Source organism: Streptomyces sp. A5-4 (genome assembly GCF_051131715.1).
In the GTDB taxonomy this organism is placed as follows: domain Bacteria; phylum Actinomycetota; class Actinomycetes; order Streptomycetales; family Streptomycetaceae; genus Streptomyces.
Genome location: NZ_CP178591.1, coordinates 5,423,054 through 5,445,937, shown reverse-complemented (window position 1 = coordinate 5,445,937; position 22,884 = coordinate 5,423,054). Strand labels below are relative to the sequence as shown.

The 22,884-nt window shown below is 70.5% G+C and carries 26 protein-coding genes; 8 read left to right on the top strand and 18 right to left on the bottom strand.

The features are described from left to right. Window positions 1–192 precede the first annotated feature (192 nt). Window positions 193–954 carry an isoprenyl transferase gene (locus ACLLJJ_RS25525; protein ID WP_434595744.1) on the bottom strand — a complete coding sequence of 254 codons (762 nt, stop codon included), beginning with the start codon at window positions 952–954 and terminating at the stop codon, window positions 193–195. A gap of 166 nt (window positions 955–1,120) precedes the next feature. Between ACLLJJ_RS25525 and mgrA the strand changes: the two genes are divergently transcribed. Continuing rightward, the gene (mgrA, locus tag ACLLJJ_RS25520) at window positions 1,121–2,158 is read left to right on the top strand and encodes an L-glyceraldehyde 3-phosphate reductase (RefSeq protein ID WP_434595742.1); all 1,038 of its coding nucleotides are present in this window, start codon (window positions 1,121–1,123) and stop codon (window positions 2,156–2,158) included. 319 nt (window positions 2,159–2,477) lie between these two features. On the opposite strand, the gene ACLLJJ_RS25515 is transcribed toward mgrA, so the two are convergent. The 3 genes from ACLLJJ_RS25515 to ACLLJJ_RS25505 all read right to left on the bottom strand — a co-directional run bounded on the left by ACLLJJ_RS25515 (window position 2,478) and on the right by ACLLJJ_RS25505 (window position 6,091). Further along, window positions 2,478–2,786, bottom strand: a complete 309-nt coding sequence (locus ACLLJJ_RS25515) for a winged helix-turn-helix transcriptional regulator (RefSeq protein ID WP_434600521.1) — start codon at window positions 2,784–2,786, stop codon at window positions 2,478–2,480. Between the two features lie 205 nt (window positions 2,787–2,991). After that, window positions 2,992–4,515, bottom strand: coding sequence for a DUF2079 domain-containing protein (locus ACLLJJ_RS25510; RefSeq protein ID WP_434595740.1), 1,524 nt, complete (start codon window positions 4,513–4,515; stop codon window positions 2,992–2,994). Window positions 4,516–4,966: 451 nt separating this feature from the next. Next, complete coding sequence (locus ACLLJJ_RS25505) at window positions 4,967–6,091, bottom strand: chemotaxis protein (RefSeq protein WP_434595738.1); 1,125 nt, start codon at window positions 6,089–6,091, stop codon at window positions 4,967–4,969. Window positions 6,092–6,277: 186 nt separating this feature from the next. Between ACLLJJ_RS25505 and ACLLJJ_RS25500 the strand changes: the two genes are divergently transcribed. The 4 genes from ACLLJJ_RS25500 (at window position 6,278) to ACLLJJ_RS25485 (ending at window position 8,320) form a co-directional block, all read left to right on the top strand. Then, the gene (locus ACLLJJ_RS25500; protein WP_434595736.1) at window positions 6,278–6,661 is read left to right on the top strand and encodes a DUF192 domain-containing protein; all 384 of its coding nucleotides are present in this window, start codon (window positions 6,278–6,280) and stop codon (window positions 6,659–6,661) included. 123 nt (window positions 6,662–6,784) lie between these two features. After that, complete coding sequence (locus ACLLJJ_RS25495) at window positions 6,785–7,000, top strand: hypothetical protein (RefSeq protein ID WP_434595734.1); 216 nt, start codon at window positions 6,785–6,787, stop codon at window positions 6,998–7,000. A 135-nt stretch (window positions 7,001–7,135) separates the two neighbouring features. Continuing rightward, complete coding sequence (locus ACLLJJ_RS25490; RefSeq protein WP_434595732.1) at window positions 7,136–7,882, top strand: Clp protease N-terminal domain-containing protein; 747 nt, start codon at window positions 7,136–7,138, stop codon at window positions 7,880–7,882. Between the two features lie 162 nt (window positions 7,883–8,044). Then, entirely contained in the window at window positions 8,045–8,320 is a 276-nt protein-coding gene (locus ACLLJJ_RS25485) for a DUF2087 domain-containing protein (protein WP_434595730.1), read from the top strand. A gap of 106 nt (window positions 8,321–8,426) precedes the next feature. Here the strand turns inward: ACLLJJ_RS25485 and ACLLJJ_RS25480 are convergent, their stop codons facing one another. Both ACLLJJ_RS25480 and ACLLJJ_RS25475 read right to left on the bottom strand, forming a co-directional pair. Next, complete coding sequence (locus ACLLJJ_RS25480) at window positions 8,427–9,245, bottom strand: SGNH/GDSL hydrolase family protein (protein ID WP_434595728.1); 819 nt, start codon at window positions 9,243–9,245, stop codon at window positions 8,427–8,429. Next, window positions 9,238–9,813 carry a PadR family transcriptional regulator gene (locus tag ACLLJJ_RS25475; protein ID WP_434595727.1) on the bottom strand — a complete coding sequence of 192 codons (576 nt, stop codon included), beginning with the start codon at window positions 9,811–9,813 and terminating at the stop codon, window positions 9,238–9,240. Before ACLLJJ_RS25475 ends, ACLLJJ_RS25480 begins: the two co-directional genes overlap by 8 nt. Window positions 9,814–9,920: 107 nt before the next feature. Here ACLLJJ_RS25475 and ACLLJJ_RS25470 point away from each other — a divergent pair, with 107 nt between their 5' ends. Continuing rightward, window positions 9,921–10,352, top strand: coding sequence for a nuclear transport factor 2 family protein (locus ACLLJJ_RS25470; RefSeq protein WP_434595725.1), 432 nt, complete (start codon window positions 9,921–9,923; stop codon window positions 10,350–10,352). A gap of 9 nt (window positions 10,353–10,361) precedes the next feature. Here the strand turns inward: ACLLJJ_RS25470 and ACLLJJ_RS25465 are convergent, their stop codons facing one another. Beyond that, a complete protein-coding gene (locus ACLLJJ_RS25465) occupies window positions 10,362–10,853 on the bottom strand; it encodes an ATP-binding protein (RefSeq protein ID WP_434595724.1) in 492 nt (163 codons plus the stop codon). A 288-nt stretch (window positions 10,854–11,141) separates the two neighbouring features. Between ACLLJJ_RS25465 and ACLLJJ_RS25460 the strand changes: the two genes are divergently transcribed. Together ACLLJJ_RS25460 and ACLLJJ_RS25455 are read left to right on the top strand one after the other, a co-directional pair. Then, window positions 11,142–11,993 (top strand): helix-turn-helix domain-containing protein, encoded by an 852-nt coding sequence (locus ACLLJJ_RS25460; RefSeq protein ID WP_434595722.1) that lies wholly within the window; start codon window positions 11,142–11,144, stop codon window positions 11,991–11,993. A 12-nt stretch (window positions 11,994–12,005) separates the two neighbouring features. Beyond that, window positions 12,006–12,197 (top strand): hypothetical protein, encoded by a 192-nt coding sequence (locus ACLLJJ_RS25455; RefSeq protein ID WP_434595720.1) that lies wholly within the window; start codon window positions 12,006–12,008, stop codon window positions 12,195–12,197. 12 nt (window positions 12,198–12,209) lie between these two features. On the opposite strand, the gene ACLLJJ_RS25450 is transcribed toward ACLLJJ_RS25455, so the two are convergent. The 11 genes from ACLLJJ_RS25450 to ACLLJJ_RS25400 all read right to left on the bottom strand — a co-directional run bounded on the left by ACLLJJ_RS25450 (window position 12,210) and on the right by ACLLJJ_RS25400 (window position 22,878). Continuing rightward, window positions 12,210–12,869, bottom strand: a complete 660-nt coding sequence (locus ACLLJJ_RS25450) for an OmpA family protein (RefSeq protein ID WP_434595718.1) — start codon at window positions 12,867–12,869, stop codon at window positions 12,210–12,212. 4 nt (window positions 12,870–12,873) lie between these two features. Then, window positions 12,874–13,473, bottom strand: coding sequence for a hypothetical protein (locus ACLLJJ_RS25445; RefSeq protein ID WP_434595716.1), 600 nt, complete (start codon window positions 13,471–13,473; stop codon window positions 12,874–12,876). A gap of 25 nt (window positions 13,474–13,498) precedes the next feature. Continuing rightward, entirely contained in the window at window positions 13,499–14,098 is a 600-nt protein-coding gene (locus ACLLJJ_RS25440; protein WP_434600520.1) for a pilus assembly protein TadG-related protein, read from the bottom strand. An 11-nt stretch (window positions 14,099–14,109) separates the two neighbouring features. Further along, the gene (locus ACLLJJ_RS25435; RefSeq protein WP_434595714.1) at window positions 14,110–14,340 is read right to left on the bottom strand and encodes a hypothetical protein; all 231 of its coding nucleotides are present in this window, start codon (window positions 14,338–14,340) and stop codon (window positions 14,110–14,112) included. A gap of 162 nt (window positions 14,341–14,502) precedes the next feature. Then, window positions 14,503–15,585, bottom strand: a complete 1,083-nt coding sequence (locus ACLLJJ_RS25430) for a response regulator transcription factor (RefSeq protein ID WP_434595712.1) — start codon at window positions 15,583–15,585, stop codon at window positions 14,503–14,505. Window positions 15,586–15,630: 45 nt separating this feature from the next. Next, window positions 15,631–17,199, bottom strand: coding sequence for a histidine kinase (locus ACLLJJ_RS25425; protein ID WP_434595711.1), 1,569 nt, complete (start codon window positions 17,197–17,199; stop codon window positions 15,631–15,633). Between the two features lie 5 nt (window positions 17,200–17,204). Beyond that, on the bottom strand, window positions 17,205–18,092 hold the full coding sequence (locus ACLLJJ_RS25420) for a DUF5936 domain-containing protein (RefSeq protein ID WP_434595709.1): 888 nt from the start codon (window positions 18,090–18,092) through the stop codon (window positions 17,205–17,207). Window positions 18,093–18,194: 102 nt separating this feature from the next. Continuing rightward, window positions 18,195–19,130 (bottom strand): type II secretion system F family protein, encoded by a 936-nt coding sequence (locus tag ACLLJJ_RS25415; protein WP_434595707.1) that lies wholly within the window; start codon window positions 19,128–19,130, stop codon window positions 18,195–18,197. Window positions 19,131–19,138: 8 nt separating this feature from the next. After that, window positions 19,139–20,476, bottom strand: coding sequence for a CpaF family protein (locus ACLLJJ_RS25410; protein ID WP_434595706.1), 1,338 nt, complete (start codon window positions 20,474–20,476; stop codon window positions 19,139–19,141). A 78-nt stretch (window positions 20,477–20,554) separates the two neighbouring features. Further along, window positions 20,555–21,103 (bottom strand): TadE/TadG family type IV pilus assembly protein, encoded by a 549-nt coding sequence (locus ACLLJJ_RS25405; RefSeq protein WP_434595704.1) that lies wholly within the window; start codon window positions 21,101–21,103, stop codon window positions 20,555–20,557. 140 nt (window positions 21,104–21,243) lie between these two features. Continuing rightward, the gene (locus ACLLJJ_RS25400) at window positions 21,244–22,878 is read right to left on the bottom strand and encodes an AAA family ATPase (protein WP_434595702.1); all 1,635 of its coding nucleotides are present in this window, start codon (window positions 22,876–22,878) and stop codon (window positions 21,244–21,246) included. Window positions 22,879–22,884: the final 6 nt, after the last annotated feature.

Sequence of the window (22,884 nt, the reverse complement as noted above, 5' to 3'; positions counted from 1 at the left end):
ACACGGTCTTCCTGGTGCAAAGGGCCTCCCGGGCGAGCGGTGTCTGCCGCTCACTGAGATGCGACGCCCGCGGACCGGACGTCTACCTGGAAGGGGTATTCCCTCGAACACGCGCTGCCATGCCACGGCATATGACATGCCGTGGACCGAGGGGTGTTCCGAGGCTCCTGTGGTGGTGGGTCCGGGGACGGCTCAGGTCCCGTAACGCCGGTGTCTGGCGGCGTAGTCGCGCAGTGCGCGCAGGAAGTCGACCTTGCGGAAAGCGGGCCAGAAAACTTCGCAGAAGTAGTACTCCGAGTGGGCGCTCTGCCAGAGCATGAAGCCCGAGAGACGCTGTTCCCCGCTGGTACGGATCACCAGGTCCGGGTCCGGCTGGCCGCGCGTGTAGAGGTGCTCGGAGATGTGCTCGACGTCGACGATCTCGGCGACCTCCTCCAGCGAGGTGCCCTTGCCCGCGTGCTCCAGGAGGAGCGAGCGGACGGCGTCGGCGATCTCCTGGCGGCCTCCGTAGCCCACCGCGACATTGACGAGTATTCCGTCGTTGCCGATGGTGGCCTGCTCGGCGTCCTTGAGTACGGACTGGGTGCGGGCCGGCAGCACGTCCAGCGTCCCGACGTGGTGGACCCGCCAGCGGCCGTCCGCGGCCAGGGCGGCCACCGCGCCCTCGATGATGCCGAGCAGCGGGGTCAACTCCGCCTCCGGCCGGTCCAGGTTCTCGGTGGACAGCATCCAGAGCGTGACGACTTCCACGTCGGTCTCGGCACACCAGCCGAGCAGCTCCTGGATCTTGCTGGCGCCTGCCTTGTGCCCCTGCTCGGTGGTACCGCCGGAGGCCTTCGCCCAGCGTCGGTTGCCGTCGAGGATGACACCGATGTGCTTGGGCACCTGATCGTGATCGAGGCGGCCTTCCACCCTGCGTGCGTAGAGCCTGTACACCAGGTCGCGCAGGTTCACTGGGTCTCACCTCATGGCTTCGTGCGGGTGCGGTCGTCCCCCGGGGAGCTGCGGCGCGCGCTCACGGCCCCTCGTCGCACGGCAGCCCCGAAGCCAGCCACACTACTGGGCACCCGCAGCAGCGGCCCAACCCGGTCTGTCACAAGTCCGTGATAAGCAAGGGATTGTGACTGACTCCGCTTCTTACCCCGCCGCCTCCGACCGCTACGACTCCATGGAGTACCGGCGCACCGGCCGCAGCGGACTCAAACTGCCCGCGATCTCCCTCGGCCTCTGGCACAACTTCGGCGACGACTGCGCGCTGGACAACCAGCGCGCGATCCTGCGCCGAGCCTTCGACCTGGGTGTGACCCATTTCGACCTGGCGAACAACTACGGCCCGCCGGCCGGCTCCGCCGAGCTGAACTTCGGCAAGCTCTTCGCGCAGGATTTCGCCGCGTACCGCGATGAACTGGTCATCTCGTCCAAGGCCGGTTACCTGATGCACCCGGGCCCGTACGGCGAGTGGGGGTCGCGCAAGTACCTGCTGTCCTCGCTCGACGCCTCGCTGTCGCGGATGGGCCTCGATTACGTCGACATCTTCTACTCCCACCGCTTCGACCCCGAGACCCCGCTCGAAGAGACGATGGGCGCGCTCGCGTCGGCCGTGCGGAGCGGCAAGGCGCTGTACGTCGGCGTCTCCTCCTACAACGCCGAGCAGACCGCCGAGGCGGCCCGGCTGCTCAAGGAGATGGGCGTTCCGGCCCTGATCCACCAGCCCTCGTACTCGATGATCAACCGCTGGACCGAGGACGACAAGCTGCTCGACACCCTGGAGACGGCCGGTATGGGCTGCATCTCCTTCGTGCCCCTCGCGCAGGGCCTGCTCACCGGCAAGTACCTGAAGGGCATCCCGGAGGGCTCACGGGCCACGCAGGGCAAGTCGCTCGACCCCGGCCTGCTCTCCGACGAGGTGGTCCGCCGGCTCAACGGGCTGAACGACATCGCGTCCCGGCGTGGTCAGTCGCTGGCCCAGCTGGCACTGTGCTGGGTGCTGCGCGACCCGCGGATGACGTCGGCGCTGATCGGGGCGTCGAGCGTCAAGCAGCTCGACGAGAATGTCGCGGCGCTCAACGGATCCGCGCTGTCCGACGAGGAGTTGAAGGAGATCGACGCCTTCGCGGTCTCCACTCCCGGCACGAACATCTGGGCCGGACGCGGCTGACAGAAAAAACGGGCCGGTCCATGGGGGGGATATGGACCGGCCCGAGGGGGGGTTTCCACCGTAACCCTTCGTAAAGGGTGCTCGGTGCCACGCCATGCCGTGAGCCGCCTACGAATTTTGACGCCGGGGGCCGGGCGGGCCCCGTGAGCCCAGTCGGCCCTAAGGCGATGCCCGGTCGCGGACCTCCGCCCCGGCTGCGGGGGGCCCGCCCGGCCGGGAAAACCGAGCGGCACCAACTTGACGCTCCGCTTACAACTGGCGCTCCCGCGTTGCGTTTCTGTGGGTTTCCTGTGGCTTTCCTATGGGTTTCCTGTGCGCCCTACGCGGTGTCCCGCTGCTTGGCGGCGAGGATCTGCTCCATGTGCTCATCGGCCCAGCCGCCGAGTGACCCCAGCGCCGTGTTGAGCGCCTGGCCCATCCCGGTCAGCGAGTACTCGACGCGCGGCGGGACCTCGCGGTACACCTCGCGGTGGACGATGCCGTCCGACTCCATCTCGCGCAGCTGCTGGATGAGCATCTTCTCGCTGACGCCCGGGACTTCACGCCTGAGCCGACCGAAGCGCAGGGTGCCGGAGTTGTGCAGGGACCAGAGGATCAGCGCCTTCCACTTGCCGCCGATGACGTCCATGGCGGCGTCGAGACCGCATACGTAGGGGCCGGTCGGCTTGTGCGCCACGGCTCGCTCCTTCGCTTCACTTCCACACTTCCGCTGTGTTACTTACCCGATCGATAGTACCTGCGGTTCATGCAGTGGCGTTCATACGGTGACGCTCGTACGCCGGCGTTCGCACGGTGACGCTCGTGCCGCGGCGTTCGCACGGCGACAGTGGCTGTCAGGAGCGGCGCATCAGGGTCACTCCGTCGCGGACGGCCACGACTTCGTAGCCGTGCTCGCGTCGCGCCGAGGCCAGTTCGGCCTGCTGCCGGCCGAGGGAGTACGGCCAGTGGCCCGTCGGGTAGGGCCAGGCGTCCGGCGCGCGGCGGTCGTGGATGATCCACTCCGCGGTGGGCGGCGGCAGCCGTTTCACCCGGTACTCATAGAGCCGCCCACCGACCGGGAAGGTCGGGAAGATCACCACTTCGCAGCGCGAAGTGAGCTGCGGGGCAAGGCGGTTGGAAGCGGCGACCGTCGCACCGTCCGGGATTCTGGCCAGCAGGGCGCGGGCCGCGTCGACGTGCGCGGTGGTGTGCCAGGTGGCGCGATGGAGAAGTTGGGCGAACGGGAACGACGGCAGCAGCACCACCGTCACGGCCAGCACGGTGGCCAGCGAGGCGCGGACGTGGCGGGCCCCCAACGGATGGTCGTTGCGGCGCCACTGGGCGAGGGCGTCGATCAGTCCGGCGAAGACGATGGGCATCAGGACGGCGCTGTAGTGGAAGGCCGTACCCCAGTGGAAGCCGTTCTGCGAGAGCATCCGCCAGCCGAGCGTCGGCACGGCGAGCAGGGCCAGGGGCGAGCGCAGCGCGAGCAGCGCGGACGGGGCGAAGACCAGGATCAGGGTCATGGCCTTGATGTCGGGTCTGAGCGCGTCGAGCGGAGCGAAGGCGAGAGTGGCGAGCAGTGAGCTGTGCGCGCCTTCACCCAGGTTGCCGCCGTGCGCGTACGAGCCTCCCGGGTTGAAGGCGGGCAGCAGCAGCTTGATCTCGATCAGTGAGCCGAGCAGGCCGGCGGCGGCGGTGGTGACGCCCAGTCGGCGCGAGCCCTTCCAGGCGATGTAGGCGCCGATGGCGGCGAGGGTGAGGCCCAGGTCCTCCTTGATCAGCAGCAGCGGCGCCGACCGGGCGACCGCGTGCCGCCACCGCTGTCTGCCCAGCGCCTCCAGGGCGAAGGCCAGCAGCGGCACGGCGAGTACGACCTCGTGGAAGTCGAAGGCGGCGGCCGAGGCGATGCCCCAGCTCGCGCCGTACCCGAGGGCGACGACATGGGCTGCACGCCGGCCGAGCACCCGCAGCGCCCAGCGGGCGAGGGGGACGACCGCGAGGGCGAGCAGCGCGGACTGGGCGACGAGGAGGCACAGCGGGGACGGCCAGAGCCGGTAGAGGGGGGCGAAGACGACGAGCGCGGGGTGGAAGTGGTCGCCGAGCAGGTTGAACCCCTCGCCGCGCAGGGGGACGACGGGGGCGCGGAGTTGGGAGTACGCGCGGATGGCCTGCTCGAAGATGCCGAGGTCGTAGCCGGTGGTCCTGAGCAGTTGGTGGCGCCGCACGGCCACGGCGGCGTACAGCAGGAACAGCGCCCCGGCCCAGACCCAGGGAAGGGGGAGGCGGGGCCGGACAGTGGGATGCGCGGGGGCAGGGGCGGGGGTTTCGGCGCCCAGCGCGCCCAGCAGCGCCCCGCCGTCAGAGATTGTCCGCATAGGTCCGGATATTAGGCCGGAGGTGGGGGCGTACGGAGGAGGCGGGTCGAAGGGGCGTGGGGGTGCGGGTGGAGGGTGCGGGGGTGCGGGGCTGGTCCGGGCCGAGGGTGCGGGGGTGAGTCGCTGGTCCGGGCGGAGGGTGCGGGGGTGCGGGGCTGGTCCGGGCCGAGGGTGCGGGGGTGAGTCGCTGGTCCGGGCGGAGGGTGCGGGGGTGCGGGGCTGGTCCGGGCCGAGGGTGCGGAGACGGGTCGCTGGTGCGGGCGGCCCGGGGCGCTGGTGCGGGCGGCCCGGGGCGCTGGTGCGGGCGGCCCGGGGCGCTGGTGCGGGCGGCCCGGGGTTCTGTTCCCCTACCCGGCCTATTCCCCGAGCCCTCTCATCGCCGGACGGGCCGTGCTTCGGCCCGTCCGGCGATGGAGGACATGCCCGTGTGGCGCCCGGGGGCGCCCCACCCTCAGTACCGCAGCGCCGCCGCCAGCCCGCCCGCGTCCTTGAGCGTCTCGTCCGGGACGAAGACGACCTTGCCGTCCGCGCCGAGGACCGTCTCGACGAGCGAGTCGACGATGTCCTCCTCCGCGCCGGCTGTCTCCGCCGCATCTTCCGCGTCGAGCAGCGTCAGCGTCGCCCGCTCCGCCCCCTCGACCGCGTCGGGGCGCGCGGTGACCCGCAGCCCCTCCTCCACCACCAGCAGGGCGACCCGGCTCTCGCGCGCCGCCTGCCACAGGCCCTGCACGCCGCCCGCGTAGCGCCGCCCGCTGCGGGCCTCGTCCAGGGCGTGCAGCGCGTTCTTCGCGTCCGCCTCGGTGAGGGTGCGCCGGGCGGGAGCGAGCTGGGTGGCCAGCTCGGGCGCCGTGGCGTTCAGCAGCCCGCCGACCTCCACCTCGGCGGCCAGCGCCTGCCCGTGCCTGCTGACCTCGCGGAACGTCGCGATGTGCTGGCGCAGCCCGACGAGGATCACCGGCAGCCCGTTCTCCCCCTGGAGCAGCGGAGTGAGCAGCTTGTCGGCGTCGCTGAGCATGTTGTGGAAGTCCTGCGTGGCCCCGTGGTCGCCCTCCCGGTTGGGCGGCCCGTCCCGCTCCACGGCCGAGGTGATCACCGGGAAGCCGCTGTCGCGGTCCTCGGTGACCCGCTCGCCCTCCCCGCGCCACAGCCGCACCTCGCCCGAGCTGAGGACCAGGGCCAGATACGGCCGCTCGCGCGCCGCCGCGGCGACCAGGTTGCGGGTGAGGTACGTCGTACCGACGACGATGCGCTCGGGCACGTCCGTGCCGAGCACATACGCCGCGTTCTCGTCGTGCGAGGCGTGCACCACGAGGCCGTCGAGGAAGCGCTCGGGGTCGAGCCCGTCGGCGGCGGCGGCCAGCTGCCCCTGCACGGCGGCGGCCTGGTCCCGCGGCACGTCGGGGTCGTCGGTGAGGCGCTTGGAGGCCTCGGCGAGGAGGTTGCGCAGCCGGATGTGGTCCTGCTGGTTCTCCGGCCGGTGGCGGTGCGTCGGCAGGGTCACGGACACCACCGGGTACGGGCGGGGCTTGCGCAGTTCGGCGAGCAGTTCCGGGGTCGGGCGGGGCGACTGCGTCATCGGGGCACTCCTGGCTGCGGCTGCGGCTTCGGATCGCGGGAGGGCGGCCTCCCGCACCACCCGGCTGCTGCCAACTTCTCACGGTTGCGAAGTTGCCGCGATCGGTCGGCGCGGCACCTGCGCGATCAGGCCAGGCGGGGCTCCGGGGGGCGGACCGGCCGGGGGGCGGTCCGTTACGGTCCGCGGATGGGGCAATGGCGGGACGGAACGGCGACATTGACGGTCGAGGGCCGCGAAGGCAGCCCCCTGCCGCTGGAGATCGCGGCCTCCTCGCGGGCCCGGACGCGCGGTCTGCTCGACCGGGACGGGATCGTGGGCGCGATACTGCTCAGCCCGGCCAGTTGCGTGCACACCGTACGGATGCGCTTCGCGATCGATGTGGCCTATCTGGACCGGGAGTTGCGGGTCATCGGCGTACGGACGATGCGGCCGGGCCGGCTCGGCATGCCCCGCCCGCGGGCCCGGCACGTACTGGAGGCGGAGGCCGGCGCGCTGCTGCGATGGGGCCTGCGCCGCGGAGTGCGGGTGGCGGTGCTGGCGCGCCCCACGGGCATCTCGGGGCCGTCCTGAGCCGAACTCGTCGCCGCACCCACGCCCTTGCCCTCGCTCGACGGAGCCGGGCCCGCGCCCGGCGGCCGATGCACCGCCGCAGCTGGGCGCCCGTGCGGCCGACACCCGCCGCTCGGGCCCACGGTGGGCCACAACGTCGTCGCGCCGGCAAATCCATCACCAAGTTGGGCTAGTCCTGGGCAGCGCGACCGGGCCGCCCGCCCGCCGGCGACGCTCCGGTCCGCGGGCACCGTCGCGGGCATCGACACCGGCGACTGGATGCACGAGGCGCCGGAGCTGCCGGAGATCCGCCCGCGCATGGCGATGCTCTCCCCCTACGACCCGGCCGACTTCGGCTAATTCGACGGCTGCGACGGCTCCGACCAACCGGGTGACCCGGACGGGTCTGGCCAGTCGGACGCCGGGCGAGCGCACACGACAAGAGACCGTCAACCCAGGGTTGACGCCTGGGCATCGTCAACCTACGGTTGACGCATGTCGAATCCAGCCCGCATGACGAACCCTGTCCGGCTCGACGACCTGATCGAAGCCATCAAGAAGGTCCACCCCGACGCACTCGACCAGCTCTCCGACGCGGTGCTCGCCGCCGACCACCTCGGCGATGTCGCCGACCACCTGATCGGCCATTTCGTGGACCAGGCGCGGCGCTCGGGCGCGTCCTGGACGGACATCGGCCGGAGCATGGGCGTCACGAAGCAGGCCGCCCAGAAGCGCTTCGTCACCAAGGACTCCGCCGAACCGACCGACCTCGACCCCAGCCAGGGCTTCAGCCGGTTCACCGAGCGGGCCCGCAATGTCCTCATCGCGGCGCAGAACGAGGCCCGCGAGGCGCGCAACAGCGAGATCGGCCCCGCGCACCTGGCGCTGGGTCTGCTCAGCGAGCCCGGCGCGATCGGCGCGGCCACGATCACCGCGCAGGGCGTCGACCTGGACGCCGTCCGCCGGGCCCTGACCGCCGCGCTGCCGTCGGCGACGACGGGCGAGGTGCCCGAGCTCGTCCCGTACGACGCGCAGGCCCGCAAGGCTCTGGAGCTCACCTTCCGGGAGGCGCTGCGGATGGGACACAACTACATCGGGACCGAGCACATCCTGCTCGCCCTGCTGGAACTGGAGGGCGGCACGGGCCCGCTCACCGACATCGGCATCACCAAGGCCGCCGCCGAAACGCACATCGCCGGCGCGATCGCGGCTGCCATCGCCGCGCACGATCAGCAGGGCTGAGCAGCGGGCCGGGGTCGGTCCCGGTGGGCCGGATCGACGGCCCGGCGTGCCTCTTGCCGGTAGTTTTCGGCCAGTTCGGCGACGAGGTCGTCCGGCAGGCGCAAGGGAGGCATACGTAAAACTGCTTGCCCGGCGGTCGGGCCGTGCGGGAGGCTTCCCGCCATGTCCGACAACAGATCAAGCAGCTCACAGGGGGTGGCCGCCCTGTTCTCCCACGGGCGGCTGACGACCATTCCGCGCAAGACGGCCCGCCGCGAGCAGTTGCTCGTACACCTCGCGGATACGTTCTTCGAGCGCGACCGGGACTACGGCGAGCGCGAGGTCAACGACGCGCTGCTCACGGTGCACGAGGACTGCGCGGCGATGCGCCGCGATCTCGTCGACACGGGCCTGCTGGTCCGCCCGAGGGACGGCAGCAGCTATCGACGGGGTCGCTGAACGCGGGAGAGGCCGCCGAGCGGCCCGGGGTGCCTGACGCACCCCGGGGCGGCGGCAGATCCCCGCGCGACGCGCCTCGGCCGGAGCGTCGGAGGGGCCGGGCCCGTTACGGCGCTCCCGGGGCCCCGCCCATGTCCGTGAGCAGCGGCAGGAGTTCGGGGCGCTTGGCGAACCGTCCGTCGCCCGAGGAGCGGCCACGCAGGCGGCGGATCAGCCAGGGGCCGAGGAAGCCGGACACCCAGCGCAGTTCGGTGCCCAGCGCCTGCACGCGGGAGGGCAGCGGGGGCGGGGGAAGCGGGATCGTCCACGCGTCGTCGCTGCCCGGCAGCTCGATGGCGTGCGCGAGGGCGGCGGCGATGCGTGCGTGGCCCAGCGGGCTGGCGTGCAGGCGGTCCGGGCTCCAGACGCGCGGGTCCGTCGCGAAGGCGTGCTCGGCCGCGTCGGCCACCGCGACGCCGTGCCGGGCCGCCGCCACCCGCACGCGCGCGTTGAGGTCCAGCACCCGGGAGCGCAGCGGGCGGGCCAGCGGAGCGATCTTCCCCACGTCCGGGAAGGTGACCGTCGCGACCCGCACCCCGGCCGCAGTCAGCGCCGCGAACATCGCCTCCAGCTCGGCCGCCACCTCGGCGGCGTCGAACTTCGGCCGCATCAGGTCGTTCACCCCCGCGATGACGGTCACCAGGTCGGGGCGCATGGCCAGAGCCGGGGCCAGCTGCTCCGCGCGCACCTGCCCGGCGAGCTTTCCCCGTACGGCCAGATTGGCGTACTGGAGACCGGGGTTGAGGATCGCGAGCTGCTCGGCGAGGCGGTCCGCCAGGCCTCGCAGGCCCGTCGCGTCGTCGCCGTCGCCGACGCCTTCGCTCTGACTGTCGCCCAGCGCGACGTAACGCACATATCCGTGTTCGGCGTGCTGATCGTCAGCCACGACGCGTCTGCCTCTCCCTGTCCCGTTCCCTGAGCACGGCCGCGATCCGGCGGCACCATGCTTCGTGCTCCTCTTCGAGGGAAAGCCCGCGCAGGCACGTCAGGTAGGGGCCGATCCGCTCCCCCTCGCGCAGGAACTGCTCCTCGTCCAACGCACCGCGCATCTTGCGCAGCAGCTCACGGAACAGCTCGGTCTTGGCGCGGGCGACGGACGCCCGCTCGTCGAGTTGCTCGATCACAGGACCGGCCTCGACGAAGTCGACCGTCTGGACCTTCACCACCAGGTCGTCGCGGATGAACGTCGGCTTGGCGACGGCCGCCGTGAACCCCTCCAGCTCGCTGAGGCCGGTGTCCGTGACGCGGAACAGCCGCTTGTTGGGGCGGCTCTCCTGGACCACCTCCCGGCCCACGACCAGCCCTTCCTTCTCCAGCTTGGCCAGCTCGGCGTACAGCTGCTGGGGCAGGGCGTGCCAGAAGTTCGCCACGCCCACGTCGAAGGCCTTGGCCAGCTGGTACCCGCTGTACTCACCGTCCAGCAGCGCCGCCAGCACGGCATGTCGCAAAGCCATCGAAGCGCTCTCCCGTCTGCTCTTCCCATTCCCGGACCCATCCCCCACCATACTCAAGAAAGTGACTAGTCATATCGATGAGTAATCAATGAGGAGGAGAATCCACCATGGAGACTGCCGACCGCTTCCGTGCCGCAGTGGAAAAGAAGGACTTCGCCGCACTGGAGGCCCTGTTCACTTCCGACATCCGGCTCTACAGCCCGGTGAAGTTCACCCCGTTCGAGGGCCGCCCCATGGTGATGGGCCTCTTCGGCGTCCTGCTCCGCACCTTCGAGGACTTCCGTTACGTCGGCGAGTTCGACGGCACCTCCGAGACGAGCGTGGACGGCACACCCTCCCCGTCCGCCGTCCTGCTCTTCCGGACCACCGTGAACGGCAAGGACATCCACGGCATCGACCTGCTGCACTTCGACGAAGCGGGCCTGATCAAGGAATTCACCGTCATGGTCCGCCCACAGTCGGCCGTGCACGCCCTGGGCGCTGCGGTACTGGCCGGCCTCGCCGAGGACGGCCTCGTACCGGCCCCCGCCTCCGACTGACCCCGGCCGTCACCGGGGCAGCACCACCCAGGACTTGGTCCCCCGATGGGGCGGGCGCGCGTCACCGACACCCCAGTCGCCGCCCCAGTCCCCGACCACTGCCGCGAGCAGCCACAGCGAGCGCCGCCGCCGCTGCTCGCAGACGGCCACCGCGTCCGGGTCGGAGTGGCGGGGATGCTGGTCCCAGACGACCAGGCGCAGTACGTCCTCGCGGTGGCGCAGGGACAGATACAGGTCCTCCTCCCCCTCCAACCGTGTCGCGGTGGCGATCAGTTCGGTCACCGCGACGGTCGCGGGCAGCGCGTAACGGTCGAGCCCGTGTGCGTGCAGCGCGCACCTGAACGCCGTACGTACGATCCCGGCACTGCGCGGCGCGCACGGCACGGTGAGGCTCAGCGCGAGGCCCTCGTCCGGGCGGGGGCGGAGATAGGGGCCGGACTGGCCGCCGGTTCCGCTGCTCGCGGCGACCGGACAGAGTGCACTGCGGATGGATGGAGACATCGTCGACTCCCGCATGGGGGTGAGGTGTTGACCGGGCTCGCTTTCGCGTGGGCGCACGGCTGATGAGTAGTGGCCTGTCTCCCTGACGCGGGACCGCCCCTCCCAGGGAAGGAGATTGCGGGCAGGACCGCGTGATGCGCTTCAACTCGTCGGAGCGTGAGCGGCACAACACCCAAAGTAGGGGACTGGGGTTACTTTGGCCCACCGATAGGGGAACTTGCACCCTTCCGTGGCTTCATCGTGTGCGCAGACGGCAGACTGCACACACCGCACGCGGAAGGGACCGGCATGGCAGCGAGGACGTCTCCAACGGAACGTCAGAAGCGACTTGGGGCCGAGGTGCGCAAGATGCGCACGTCAGCGGGCGTCATGGCCGAGGTCGCGGCCGGGCTGCTCGGCGTCGACCGGGGCAAGATCTCCAACATCGAGTCCGGGTTCCGGGCGATCAGCCCCGACCGACTGCGCACGTTGGCCGTCAACTGCGGCTGCACGGACGAGTCGTACGTCGATGCCCTGGTGGAGATGGCCCAGCCCCGCAGGCGCGGCTGGTGGGAGCGGTACAGACCGGTGCTCCCCCAGGGCCTGCTGGACATCGCCGAGTTGGAGGCCTGCTCGGTGCGCATGAGGGTCGCTTACTCCATGCACATGCCGGGACTGCTCCAGACCTCGGACCACGCACTCGCCGTGTTCCGGGTCGTCGTCCCACAGCTGCCGGAGCACGAGGTCGCCCTGCGGCTCGCCCATCGCGTGGAGCGCCAGCACGTCCTCGACGGCGATACGGCGCCCGTGTACACCGGGATCGTGCACGAGGCGGCGCTGCGCATGCAGTTCGGCGGGCGGGCAGTCGCGCGGGCCCAGCTCGATCACCTGCTGAAGAAGTCCGAGCAGGAGAAGATCACGCTACTGGTGATCCCCTTCGAGGCGGGGGCGTTCCCCGGGGCCGGACAGACGGTCCTGTACGCGGAGGGTCAGGTGCCGCAGCTCGACACCGTACAGATCGACAATTCGCACGGGCCCGACTTCCTCCACGCGGAAGCTCAACTGGCGAAGTACCGGGCCCACCTCGACTGGATGGAGGATATCGCGCTGTCCCCCGAGGACTCGCGGGACTTCATCCACGCCATCGCGCGCCAACTGTGAGGGGACGCTTCCATGTCAGAGATCAACTGGGACATAGCATTCTGCGGCGAGGGAAACTCCTGCTTTCGCCTCGGGACGGACGAGCGTGGCAACGGCTACATCGCCGTAAACGGTGAGGAGGACCGGTACCTCACCGACACCCACGAAGCGCTGCGGACCATGATCCGCGACATCAAGGCCGGCAAGGCCGACCACCTGCTGTAGACGTCCGCCGGGTCAGCTCTGGGAGGAGCCTGCGGCAGGGGCTGCGCCTCGCGGGAACGAGATCTCGACACGACGGTTCTTCTTACGGCCTTCTTCCGAGGCGTTGTCGGCGATCGGATAGTCCTCGCTGTAGCCACGGATCTCGAAGGAGATGTCCGGGCCGAGCGTCTTGTTCAATTCCTGATGCACGGCGTCGGCACGCTTCTTGGACAGAACCTTGCCGTGCCCGTACGAGCCGAGGTCGTCGGTGAATCCGAAGACCCGGATCTTGGTGGCCTTCTGGGTCGTGATCTCTTCGGCGATGGCGCTGATACGGGAGGACGCGTCGGCGTTGAGCTTCGCGCTGTCCTTGCCGAAGAGGACTTCGGCCTGGAGGGCGAACTTGACGTCGGAATTGGTGTCTTCACGGCGTTCCTCGCCGCCCAGGTCCTCGACGACGGATTTGATGTCGATGACGCGAGCGGGAGCGAGGGTGCCGCCGTCCGCGAGCCGCAGCCCGGGGGCGTTGCCGTCCACCTCCGGAGGCGGAGAGGACGTGGTGCTGCCCGGGGGAACGCTCGGTTCGGGATCGGCGTGGGCGCTGGTGACGGACAGGCCGGTGATCAGGACGGCTGTCGCGAGGGTGATCCTGGCGAAGTGGGCCGGGCGACTTCGGAACGTGGTCTGAGACATGGCGTCACTCACCATCGGAGATCTCGATGGAGGCGGGGGGCATGTCCGCGATCTGGAAGTCGACCTTGGCGGATTCGGTCGGGGGGGCGGGGAATTGGGCGAACCAGGTCTTTTCTTCGCCTGCCTTGAAGCCGCCTGTGAACTTGGTGCACAGGCAGCGGCCGTCCGTATCGCGAAGGATCAGATACTTCTTCTTTCCAGCCTTGTCCACCAGAGAGGCGCCTGCCAGGGACGCGGCATTGTCCGACAGTTCCCGCTCGTCTCCCCGCCAAGTGGACGGGTTCCAGAAGCCTCCGTTGCCATTGCGCACGCTTCCACTGACAGTGAGGAAACCTCCCTCGTCCCGAACGGCAGACGCGACTGTCAAAGTGATGTTCTCGCCACCCGTCACTTCGGCCAGCACAGTGTCCTCGGCAGGAGCCTTCGGCTCCTCGCTCTTTGGCTTGTCCTCTTTGTCCTTGCCTGTGGGAGTCGAGGACGAGCCCGCCTTGGGCTTGCCCTCGTCGCCGTCTCCGCCGCAACCGGCCACCGCGAGGACCAAGCCAGTCGTGATCGCCACCGCGGTCAGTGCCCTTCGGGCCTTCATGGTGCGCCGCATGCTCATCAGTAGCTCTTCCTTGTCTCGACGTTCACTCGACCAGATGGACGGAGAACAGGTCCTTCGGCTCGGGCAGATCGTCCTGCTCGTCGACGGGAGTGTCCGGGTCAATCTGCCAGCGACCGCTGCCTCTGCAGTCGATTTCGATCAGATCCGCCTCTTCACCTTCGGGCGCGACCACACAGAGAGATTCGATCGCTGCGGTTGCATCAGCCTTGGCGTGCGTACTCTCCGTGCCGGGGATGACCGAGTCGCCCACAGTTCCGCGAGTCACGACCGCCACGGAAAATTCATAGCCCCCGTCGGACGGAGTCATGCCCTGACTGGCGACGTCCGCGTCGTTCGCGCCTGCGAGTTGACTCGCAGCAGCGCCGTAACCCGCGCCCGGGTCCCGCTCACCCGCGAGCCATGCGGGCCATTCCTCGGGAACTTCCAGGGACTCGAAGAAGCCCTCGGTCAGCACTTCGCGACCATCCTGAGCCGCTGCCAGCGCCGCCGCGTCGGCCGCCGACTGGCCACTGTTGCGGGCAGCCGCCGCCTGCGCGAAGGCGAAGTAGGCGAACGCAAGAAAGAGCAGACCCGCCACCACCACGACGTACATGGGGAGGGTCTGCCCTCGGTCCTGCCGAATTCTGTGGAGCGTCAGCCGCCGGTGATGTCGGCCACTGCATCGCCGATTGCCGATGAAATCGTCTGGTCCAGCCCCAGCCCACGCACCGCCACCACGATCAGCGCGATCACGACCACCAGACCCGCGTACTCCACCACGCTCGCGCCCTCGTCCGCGCGCATCCGCCGCACCGTCGTGTCGCGCCAGTTGGTGATCACGATCTGCGCCTTCGTGGCGGTCTTGAGCGCGTTGTCCTTCGCCATGGGGTACCTCTCCGAGTTCGGCCGACGTATGCGTATCTTCGCGCGTTGTGCCGCTTCCGATACGAGAAACGTACGGCTTCATACGGATACCGCCAGAGGGCCCCCGGGCCCAACCCTGGGCCCAAATCAGGATTTGGGCCCTCCGCGTCCCGTCGGATCCGGTCATGTCGGCCACGACTCCCCGCCCCATGCCGCGATCGCTTCGCTGCGGCACGTGCTGTGCAGCTTCGCGAAGATGCGGTTGATGTGGTTCTTCACGGTCTTCTCGCTGATGAAGCAGGTGGCTGCGATTTGCTGGTTGCTCATACCCGTGGCAATGAGGTCCATGACCTCCACCTCCCTCGAACTCAGCCCGTGATTACGCCGGTTGTGAGACTGCGGGGCCGGTGGTGCCTGCTGGGCCCGTGACCGTTCTGTTGACGACTGTCCCACATTTGATTGCACGTGCGAAGGTTTTTCGCGATGCCGCCACGAATTCGAGACTCTTGGCCCGGAGTCGTGGGCCCCGCCGGGATGTGCAGTCGCATTCACGCCCGGTGCGTAGCCAGTCCCCGCGTACGGAACTCCCGTCGCGTACACCGTGCCGAGTCCTCCCGGCAGCGGTCGCGCCTCCTCCTGGAGGCATCCGCCGCGCACATGGGCCAGCAGCGCGTCCTGGACGGAGGTCGTGAAGTGGGCGCGGCCTGCCCGGATGTCCCGTACCGCGCCGACCAGTTGATCGGCGGTGAACTCGCCGTGCACCAGGTAGCCGCCCGCGCCCAGCCGCAGCGCCTCGCGCACGACCTCGCTCTCGCGGCTGTACGTCAGCATCATCACCGGCGCCACCCCGACCAGGTACGGCAGGACGGAGAGGCCGTCGACGCCCGGCATCCGGACGTCGAGCAGCACGATGTCGGGGCGGTGCCGCTGCGCGACGGCCAGGGCCTGACTGCCGTCGGTCGCCTCCGCCACGACCTCTATGTCGTCGCGGCCTCCGAGCAAGGCGGTGAGCCCTGCCCGCACCACGGGGTTGTCGTCGACGATGACGATGCGCAGAACCTCCGGGCGCGCCCGGAGGTCGGGAGGGTTGGGTGGGGTCGGGGACGGATCGGGGAACGCCGCCGCCGGCGGGGGAACGCGGGCCCCGGCGGGGGTGTGTTCCGAGCGGGGTGCGCTCGTGTGCGACGAGGTGTGCTGGGACATGTGCGTCGGCAGAGGTGCAGCCATGGAACGGGGCCCGTGGCCGTAGGTGCTTTCGTCCGGCATGATGCGGCCTCCTCTCGGGGGTTGGGGAGTGGGAGCGGGAACGGTTCAGGGGGTGCTCGCGGAGGTGAGCGCCGCGACCGGCAGTTCGAGGCGTACTTCTGTGCCGCCCGCGCTGCGGCCCCGGCCGATGCGGATGCGGGCGCCGATCCCGGCCGCCCGCTCGACCATGCCGACGAGGCCGAAATGGCCGGTCTTGCGGAGGTCTTCCAGGCAGATGCCCGCAGGCAGGCCGCTGCCGTTGTCCAGCACGCTGACGCGCAGCGCGCCCTCGTCTAGGCCGATCTCCAGGGTGACGTGGGTGGCGTGGGCGTGGCGGTGGCTGTTCTCCAGGGCTTCGGTGGCGATCGTCAGGAGGTGGCGAGCGGCGGCGTACGGGACGGTGAGCGAAGACGCGTCGCCGAGCGGGCGGAATGCCGTCGTGATGCCGGTACGTCGTCCGAAGTCCGCCAGCCGGGCGGCGAGTTCGTCGCCCACGGGCACGCCCCCGGTCGCGGTGTCGTAGTCAGCCTGTCGGCGCAGGTCGGAGAGGATCTCGCGGGACTCGGAAGCGGCGCGCCGGGCCGCGCGGGCGACCATGCCCGCCCGGTGGCGGACGGTGAGCGGGTCCAGGCGGTCGGCGGAGCCGGCCAGGCTGTCGGCGGCCATGGCCACGCCGTGCAGGGTTTTGGCGACCGAGTCATGCATCTCCCGGGCGAGGCGGGCCCGTTCGCCTTCGACCGCGTCGGTGACCGCGAGCCTGGCGTTGGCCTCGGACAGGGCCTGGGTCGCGGCGCCGAAGCGGAACATCAGGTTGCGCAGGGTGACCCCGATCACTCCGGCCGCCCCACAGAATCCGCTGATCAGGAGCGTGCTGGCGGGGCTTCCCATCCGTTGGGCCCAGGCCGTGTAGGCCGCCGCGAGGAGCAGGATCTGGATGGACGTGAAGATGCCCGCGCCCCGCCAGCCGTACAGCAGCCCGGCGAGCAGCGGGGTGCACGCGGTGGCGTAGCCGAGGGCGGAGTCGGGTGAGGCCGTCAGGAGCAGGACAGAGCCGAAGAGCAGGTCGACGCCCATCAGGGAGCGGTACTTGATGAGCAGCGGGCCGAGCTTCTCCCAGTCCCGGAGCATCGCGTACGAGCCCACGAGGCTGAACACCACCGCCGCCCCGACCAGCCAGCCGCCGAACTGACCGCCCGCCCTGGCCAGCGCGAAGGGCGCGCCGAGGGCGATCATCGCGAGGCGGAAACCGAAGACCTGGCGGCACAGGGCCTGGAGGGCGTTGATTTGGATGGGGATGCTGGGCGCCGGTACGTCGTCGGCGAGTGCGGATGTGACGGGAGCGGGGGCCTGCGGCCCCGGCCGGGCGGGGTGCACGGCTGCCGACCCGCCCGGCCCCTGTGGGGCTACCGATCCAACTGGACCAAGTGGGGCGGCCGGTACACCCAAGCCCTGCACGGCTGCCGTCCCGCCCGGCCCCTGTGAGGCGGCCGGTCCAACTGGACCAAGTGGGGCGGCCGGTCCGCCCGAGCCCTGTGGGGCAGTCGATACCGCTGTGCCCTGTGGGGCGGGAGTGACTTCCCGGAGTTCGTCGAAGGTCCTGTCGCTGAACCTGAGGTGGCTCCAAGGCAGCGACATGGCCGTCATTCGCCGAATACCGAACCGAAGTCGGTGTCCGACCCCAGGAACATATTGGTGACGATGAGGAGCAGCGTCGCCGGGACCATGAAGGCGAGCGTGACGACGGTGGTCTTCGGGATGGCTTTCGCCGCGCGCCTGCGGGAGTTCTGGGCGTCGGTGCGGCGCATGTCGTTGGCGATCTGGATGAGGGTGTCGGCGATGGGCGCGCCGAGTTCCTCGCCCTGCTGGAGCGCGGTCACGAACTGGGAGACCTGCTCGGACGCGTTGCGCCTGCGCAGCTCCTCGAAGGCCTGGCGACGACTGACGCCCATGTCCATCTGGCGCAGGGTGATGCGCAGTTCGTCGGCCCAGGGCCCCTCGTACCTCTCCGAGACGCGGTCCAGCGCCTGGCGGAAGCCGAGGCCGGCGCTGACGACCACGGCGAGTACGTCGAGGAAGTCGGGCAGGGTGCGCTCGATGACGTCCTTGCGTTCGCGGATGGCCTGCCAGATGGTGACGTCGGCGGCGAACCAGCCGTACGCGATGCAGAAGATCCCGAACAGCGTCAGGTCGTTGAGCAGGCAGACGACGGCCGCGAAGCCGCCGAAGAGGCCGTAGACCGCGCGGCGGGCGGCGTACCGGTCGACGGTGAGGCCGCCGGGGTTGCCCGCCATGTCGATCCGGCGGCGCTTGCGGTCGACCCGGCTCGGGCCCATCAGCCGCAGGACGCCGGGGGCGAAGCGCATGCCGAGGCGGTCGACGGCCGATTCGGGGCCGGAGACGCGGGTGGCGCCGATCTCCAGGGCGACGGCCAGGTCACCGGGGATCTTGGCTTCGGCGCGGTACATCCTGATGCCCTGGAAGGCGCCCGCGACGCTCAGCCCGACCACCAGCGCGAGGAGCAGTGCCATGCCGGATACCTCCTGAATTTCGCTGGAACCTTCGCTGGAACCTTCGCTGGAACATCGGACACGGACACGGGACACGGACACAGGAAGACACGGAACATGGCGCTATACGTCGATCTTGCCGAAGCGGCGCATCACGATGAAGCCCGCCGCGTAGAGGCCTATGGCCACGATCACGATGATCTGACCGAGCGGGTTGCTGGTCATCCGGGCCATGGAGCCCGGCGTGACGGAGTTGAGCATGATCATCGCGCCGAGGCCGAGCAGCGGGATCGTGTACGCCGTCGCGTTGACCTCGGAGAGCATGGTGCGGACCTCGCGTCGGGTCTCCTTGCGCTCCTCCAGCGTCTCGGTGAGGTTGCGCAGCGAGCCGACGACGGTGCCGCCTGCACGGTTGGAGAGCACCAGGGTGGTGACGAGGACGACCAGTTCGCGCGAGGGCAGGCGTTCGGCGAGCTCGCCGAGTGCGTCGTCGATGGAGCGGCCGACGGACAGGTGGTTGGCGACGGTCGCCAGTTCCTCGCCGGCCGGTGCCTCCAACTCCTCGGCGGCCATGCTCAACGCGGTACGCAGGGCGAGCCCCGCCGCGGTCGCGTTGGCCAGGATGCGGGAGAGGTCCGGCAGTTGGTTGATGAAGGCCTCGATGCGCTTCTGGCGCTGCCAGTTGAGGAAGGCGACGCCGCTCCAGACGGCGACGAGCCCGGCGACCGGGCCGAAGAAGGGCGCGAGGACCGAGGAGGCGATCAGCCACAGGGCCGCGACGCCCACCAGGACGTACACCACGAACTCGCCCGCTGTCAGGTCGAGTCCGGTGGCCGAAAGACGCAGCTGGATCTTCTTGCCGAACGGGGTCCTGCGCAGCCGCCGGTCGATGCCGGTGAACCGCCGGTGGCGGCCCGGCTGGCGCGGTCCGGTGATGGCGAGGCGTTCCACCAGGGCGGCGCGCTGGGAGCGTCCCGCGGTGTAGGTGTGGATTCCGGCGATGGCGAGCACGCCGCAGAGCAGCGTGCTGCCGATCGCCAGCAGTGCGGGATTGTCCATAGCCGTTCCTACTGGGCCTCTCGCAGATAGAGCGGATCGTTGTCTTCCGTGATGCCGAAGGCGGGCGGGACCGGTTCGTTGGCGAGGTAGAGCCGTTGCGCGACGCGGCGGGGCAGGGCGAGGTGCTCGAACCGCCCGCGCACTATGCGCTCGGCGCTCATGGGCTCGGCGATGAAGTGCGAGACGGTGGCTATCTTGAACTGCTCCCTGCCGTGCGAGACGAGCAGCGCGATCTCGCTGATCTTGCGGGTGCCGTCGGCGAGCCTGGCGAGCTGGACGATGACGTCGACGGCGCTGTTGATCTGGTCCTTGAGCGCCTCGAACGGTACGTCGACCTCCGACATGGAGCCGAGGGTCTGGAGCCGCATCAGGGCGTCCTCGGCACTGTTGGAGTGGACGGTGGCGAGCGAGCCGTCGTGGCCGGTCGACATGGCCTGGAGCATGTCGAGCGTCTCCCCGCCGCGGACCTCGCCGACGATGATGCGGTCGGGGCGCATGCGCAGCGAGTTGCGTACGAGGTCGCGGATGGTGATCTGGCCCTTGCCCTCGACGTTGGCGGGGCGGGTCTCCAGGCGGATGACGTGGGCCTGCTGGAGTTGGAGCTCGGCCGCGTCCTCGACGGTGATGATGCGCTCGTGCTCCGGGATGAGGCCGGAGAGGGCGTTGAGGAGGGTGGTCTTGCCCGAGCCCGTACCGCCCGAGACGATGACGTTGAAGCGCGCCCGCACGAACGCGGACAGCAGCAACAGCATCTGCTCGTCGAGCGTGCCGAGGCTGATCAGCTCCTGGAGCCGGTACGCGCGCGGGAAGCGGCGGATGGTGAGGGTGGGGCCGGTGAGGGACAGCGGCGGGATGATGACGTTGACACGCTCACCGGACGGCAGGCGGGCGTCGACCATCGGATTCGACTCGTCCACCCGGCGGTTGACGGTGGAGACGATCCGCTCGATGGTCTGCATCAGCTGCTCGGTGGACGCGAAGCGCATCGGGAGCTGCTCGACGCGGCCGGCCCGCTCGACGAAGATCGAGTCGGGACCGTTCACCATGATCTCGGTGATGGAGGCGTCTTCGAGGAGCGGTTCGAGCACGCCGAGCCCGAGTGCCTCGTCGACGACTCGGCGAATGAGCTGGGAGCGCTCGGACGTGGAGAGGACGGGGCCTTCGCGGCTGATGATGTGCGCGAGTACGCGCTCCAGACGGGCCCGTCGTTCGCCGGCGGCGAGCGAGGACATCTCCGCGAGGTCGATCTCCTCCAGGAGCTTCGTCCGGTAAGTGGCGACCAGATGGCCGTCCTCGCGCCCACCGGCGTTCTCCTCGGGGGCGGTGATGCGTGCCCGCAGACTCATGTGGGGGTGCTCCTCGCTCGGGCGGGGTGGTGCGGCGCGTCCTGCTGCTTTCCGGGTCGGGCCCCGGGTGCGCCGGTGCTAGGGCTCCTCCCCGTCGCTCGGCATGACGACGGTGCGGGTGATCGGCCCGAAGTCGCCGATGCCGGGCAGTACGGACGGAATCCCGACCACGGCCGTGCCGGACACGGTCTCGGCCCCGGCGGGTCCGGCGCTGATGGTCGTACGTCCGCCCATCCAGCCGCTGATCGAGGCGTACCCGGAGGCCGCGCCGGAGCCGGGCTCCAGGGACTCGGTGCGGGCGGCGGCGCGGGCGGCGGTGCCGGCCTGGGAGGCGGCGTATCCGGCGAGGCCGAGCTGGATGGCGGCCATGGCGACAAAGAGCAGGATCGGGAGGAACCCGGTGAATTCGAGGATGGCGGCACCGCGGTCGCGCTGCGTCTTGCCGCAGAAACCGCCGAGGGTGCGGAGACCCCGGAGACCCCGGAGGCGGGGAACGAGGGTGCGGGCGCGGGGAACAGCGGCGGCTCGGGGAACGGCCTCGGGCGCCGCATCGGCCCCGGAAACGCTCGTCCGGGCTGCCGCGCTCGGGAACCCGATGCCGTCGCCACCCGCGCTCCGGGCGGCCACGGCACACCCACCGCGGCTGCCCGCTCCGGCGCCTCCGCGGGCCCCGGCGCGAGTGACCCGGCTCCGGACACACGTCCTTTGGGCGAGGGGGCCGCCCGCGCCCGCCCCACCGCCCCATGCCCTCGCTCCATTGGCTGGATTCATTGGTCCTCCGTCTTTTCCCTCGCGGCGCCGCCGCTGCCGTTGACGGACCAGGGGAAGTTGCCCGCGCCGGGGAAGAGCACCGGCGTCTGCAGCCTGACCTCGGCCTTCCACAGGTTTCCCGAAGCCCCGCAGGTGGGCGCGAACCCGTCCTGCCAACTGGCCGGCAGCCGCTGTCGCGCCGCCTCGCCGCACGCGGCCTGCGGATCGCCGCCGCTCGCTTCGGCGGCCGTGGCCGCCCGCGCGCCCTCGTCCGCCGCGTTGCCCGCCAGCGAGAACGTGTAGCCGAACAGCACCGCCTGCCACATCGCGATCATCACGAAGATGATCAGCGGGGCCATGCCCGCCAGCTCGACGGTGACCGCGCCACTGTCCCGGCCGCCCCTGCCCGCCCGCGCGCCCTTGCCGCGCAGCACCAGCGCCTTGTGGTCGCCGCCCTTGCCCCGCCCGCCCGCGCTCTCCGGCGCCTTGACCAGGCCCAGTTCACCCGCGAGGGCCCACAGCGCCTGCTTGACCGAGCTGCGGCTGTCCAGGTCCTGCATGCGGCCGGAGTCCGTCGCCGCCTGGAGTTCCTTGAAATTGGCCGGGATCGCGATGCGCGAGACCTTCGTACCCGTGATGCGCTCCACGAGCGCCGGCTGGATCTCCGTGTTGCGGGTGTGGCGGTTGACGACGGTGATCGTCTCCTCCGCCTTACGGATCTGGAGTCGGTCCCACATCCGCACCATGCGCTTGGCCCCCCGCACGGCGACCACGTCCGGGGTGACGACGAGCAGCGCCTGGTCGGCCATCTCTATCGCCGCGGCGTTGGCGCTGTTCATCTGCGTGCCGCAGTCGACGACGACGACCTCGTAGCGGTTGCGGAGCGCGCCGACCACCTGGCGGGCCACCCGGTCGGTGACCTCCTCGCCGCGCTCGCCCTCGGCGGGCGCGAGCAGCAGGCCGAGGCCCGTGGGGTGGGTGTAGACGGCGTCCTGGAGGACTCGCGGCGAGATGTCGGCGATTCCGGCCAGGTCGGCGATCGACCGCCTGAACTGCACGTCGAGGTACGAGGCGACGTCCCCCGACTGGAGGTCCAGGTCGACGAGCGCGACGGTGCGCCCCGACGCCTTGGCCGCGAGCGCCAGTTGTACGGCGGTGACCGTGGCCCCCGTGCCGCCCTTGGCCCCCGTCACGGTGACCACCGTGCCGCCGGGCCCCGAGAAGACGTCGGAGCCGGCGCCGAGGTGGCGGCGTACACCGATGGACCAGGCCGCAGCGCCCTGCACGCGGGCCGCCAGTTCCTCGTAACCCAGCGGGAGTCCGACCAGGCCGCGCGCCCCGCAGTCCATCGCCGCCGTGAAGTGGCCGGGGCCCGCGTCGCTCGTGATGAGGACGACGCCGACCGCCGGGAAGCGCAGCGCGACCTCCCGGATCACTTCGAGGGCCGGCACCGGGCCGATCCGCTCGTGCACCAGGAGCACTTCGGGCAGTTCGTCGAGGGATTCGGCGGCGAGCCGCGCGAGGGTGTCGAGCAGGGAGGTCGAGTCCGTGACGGGCGCGGCCGGTTCCGCGTCGGGGAGCTGGCTGAGGAGGGTGATGATGGCGCGGGCGGCGTCCGGGTCGCCAACCGCCGGGAGGATGCGAGTCGTCATAGGGCC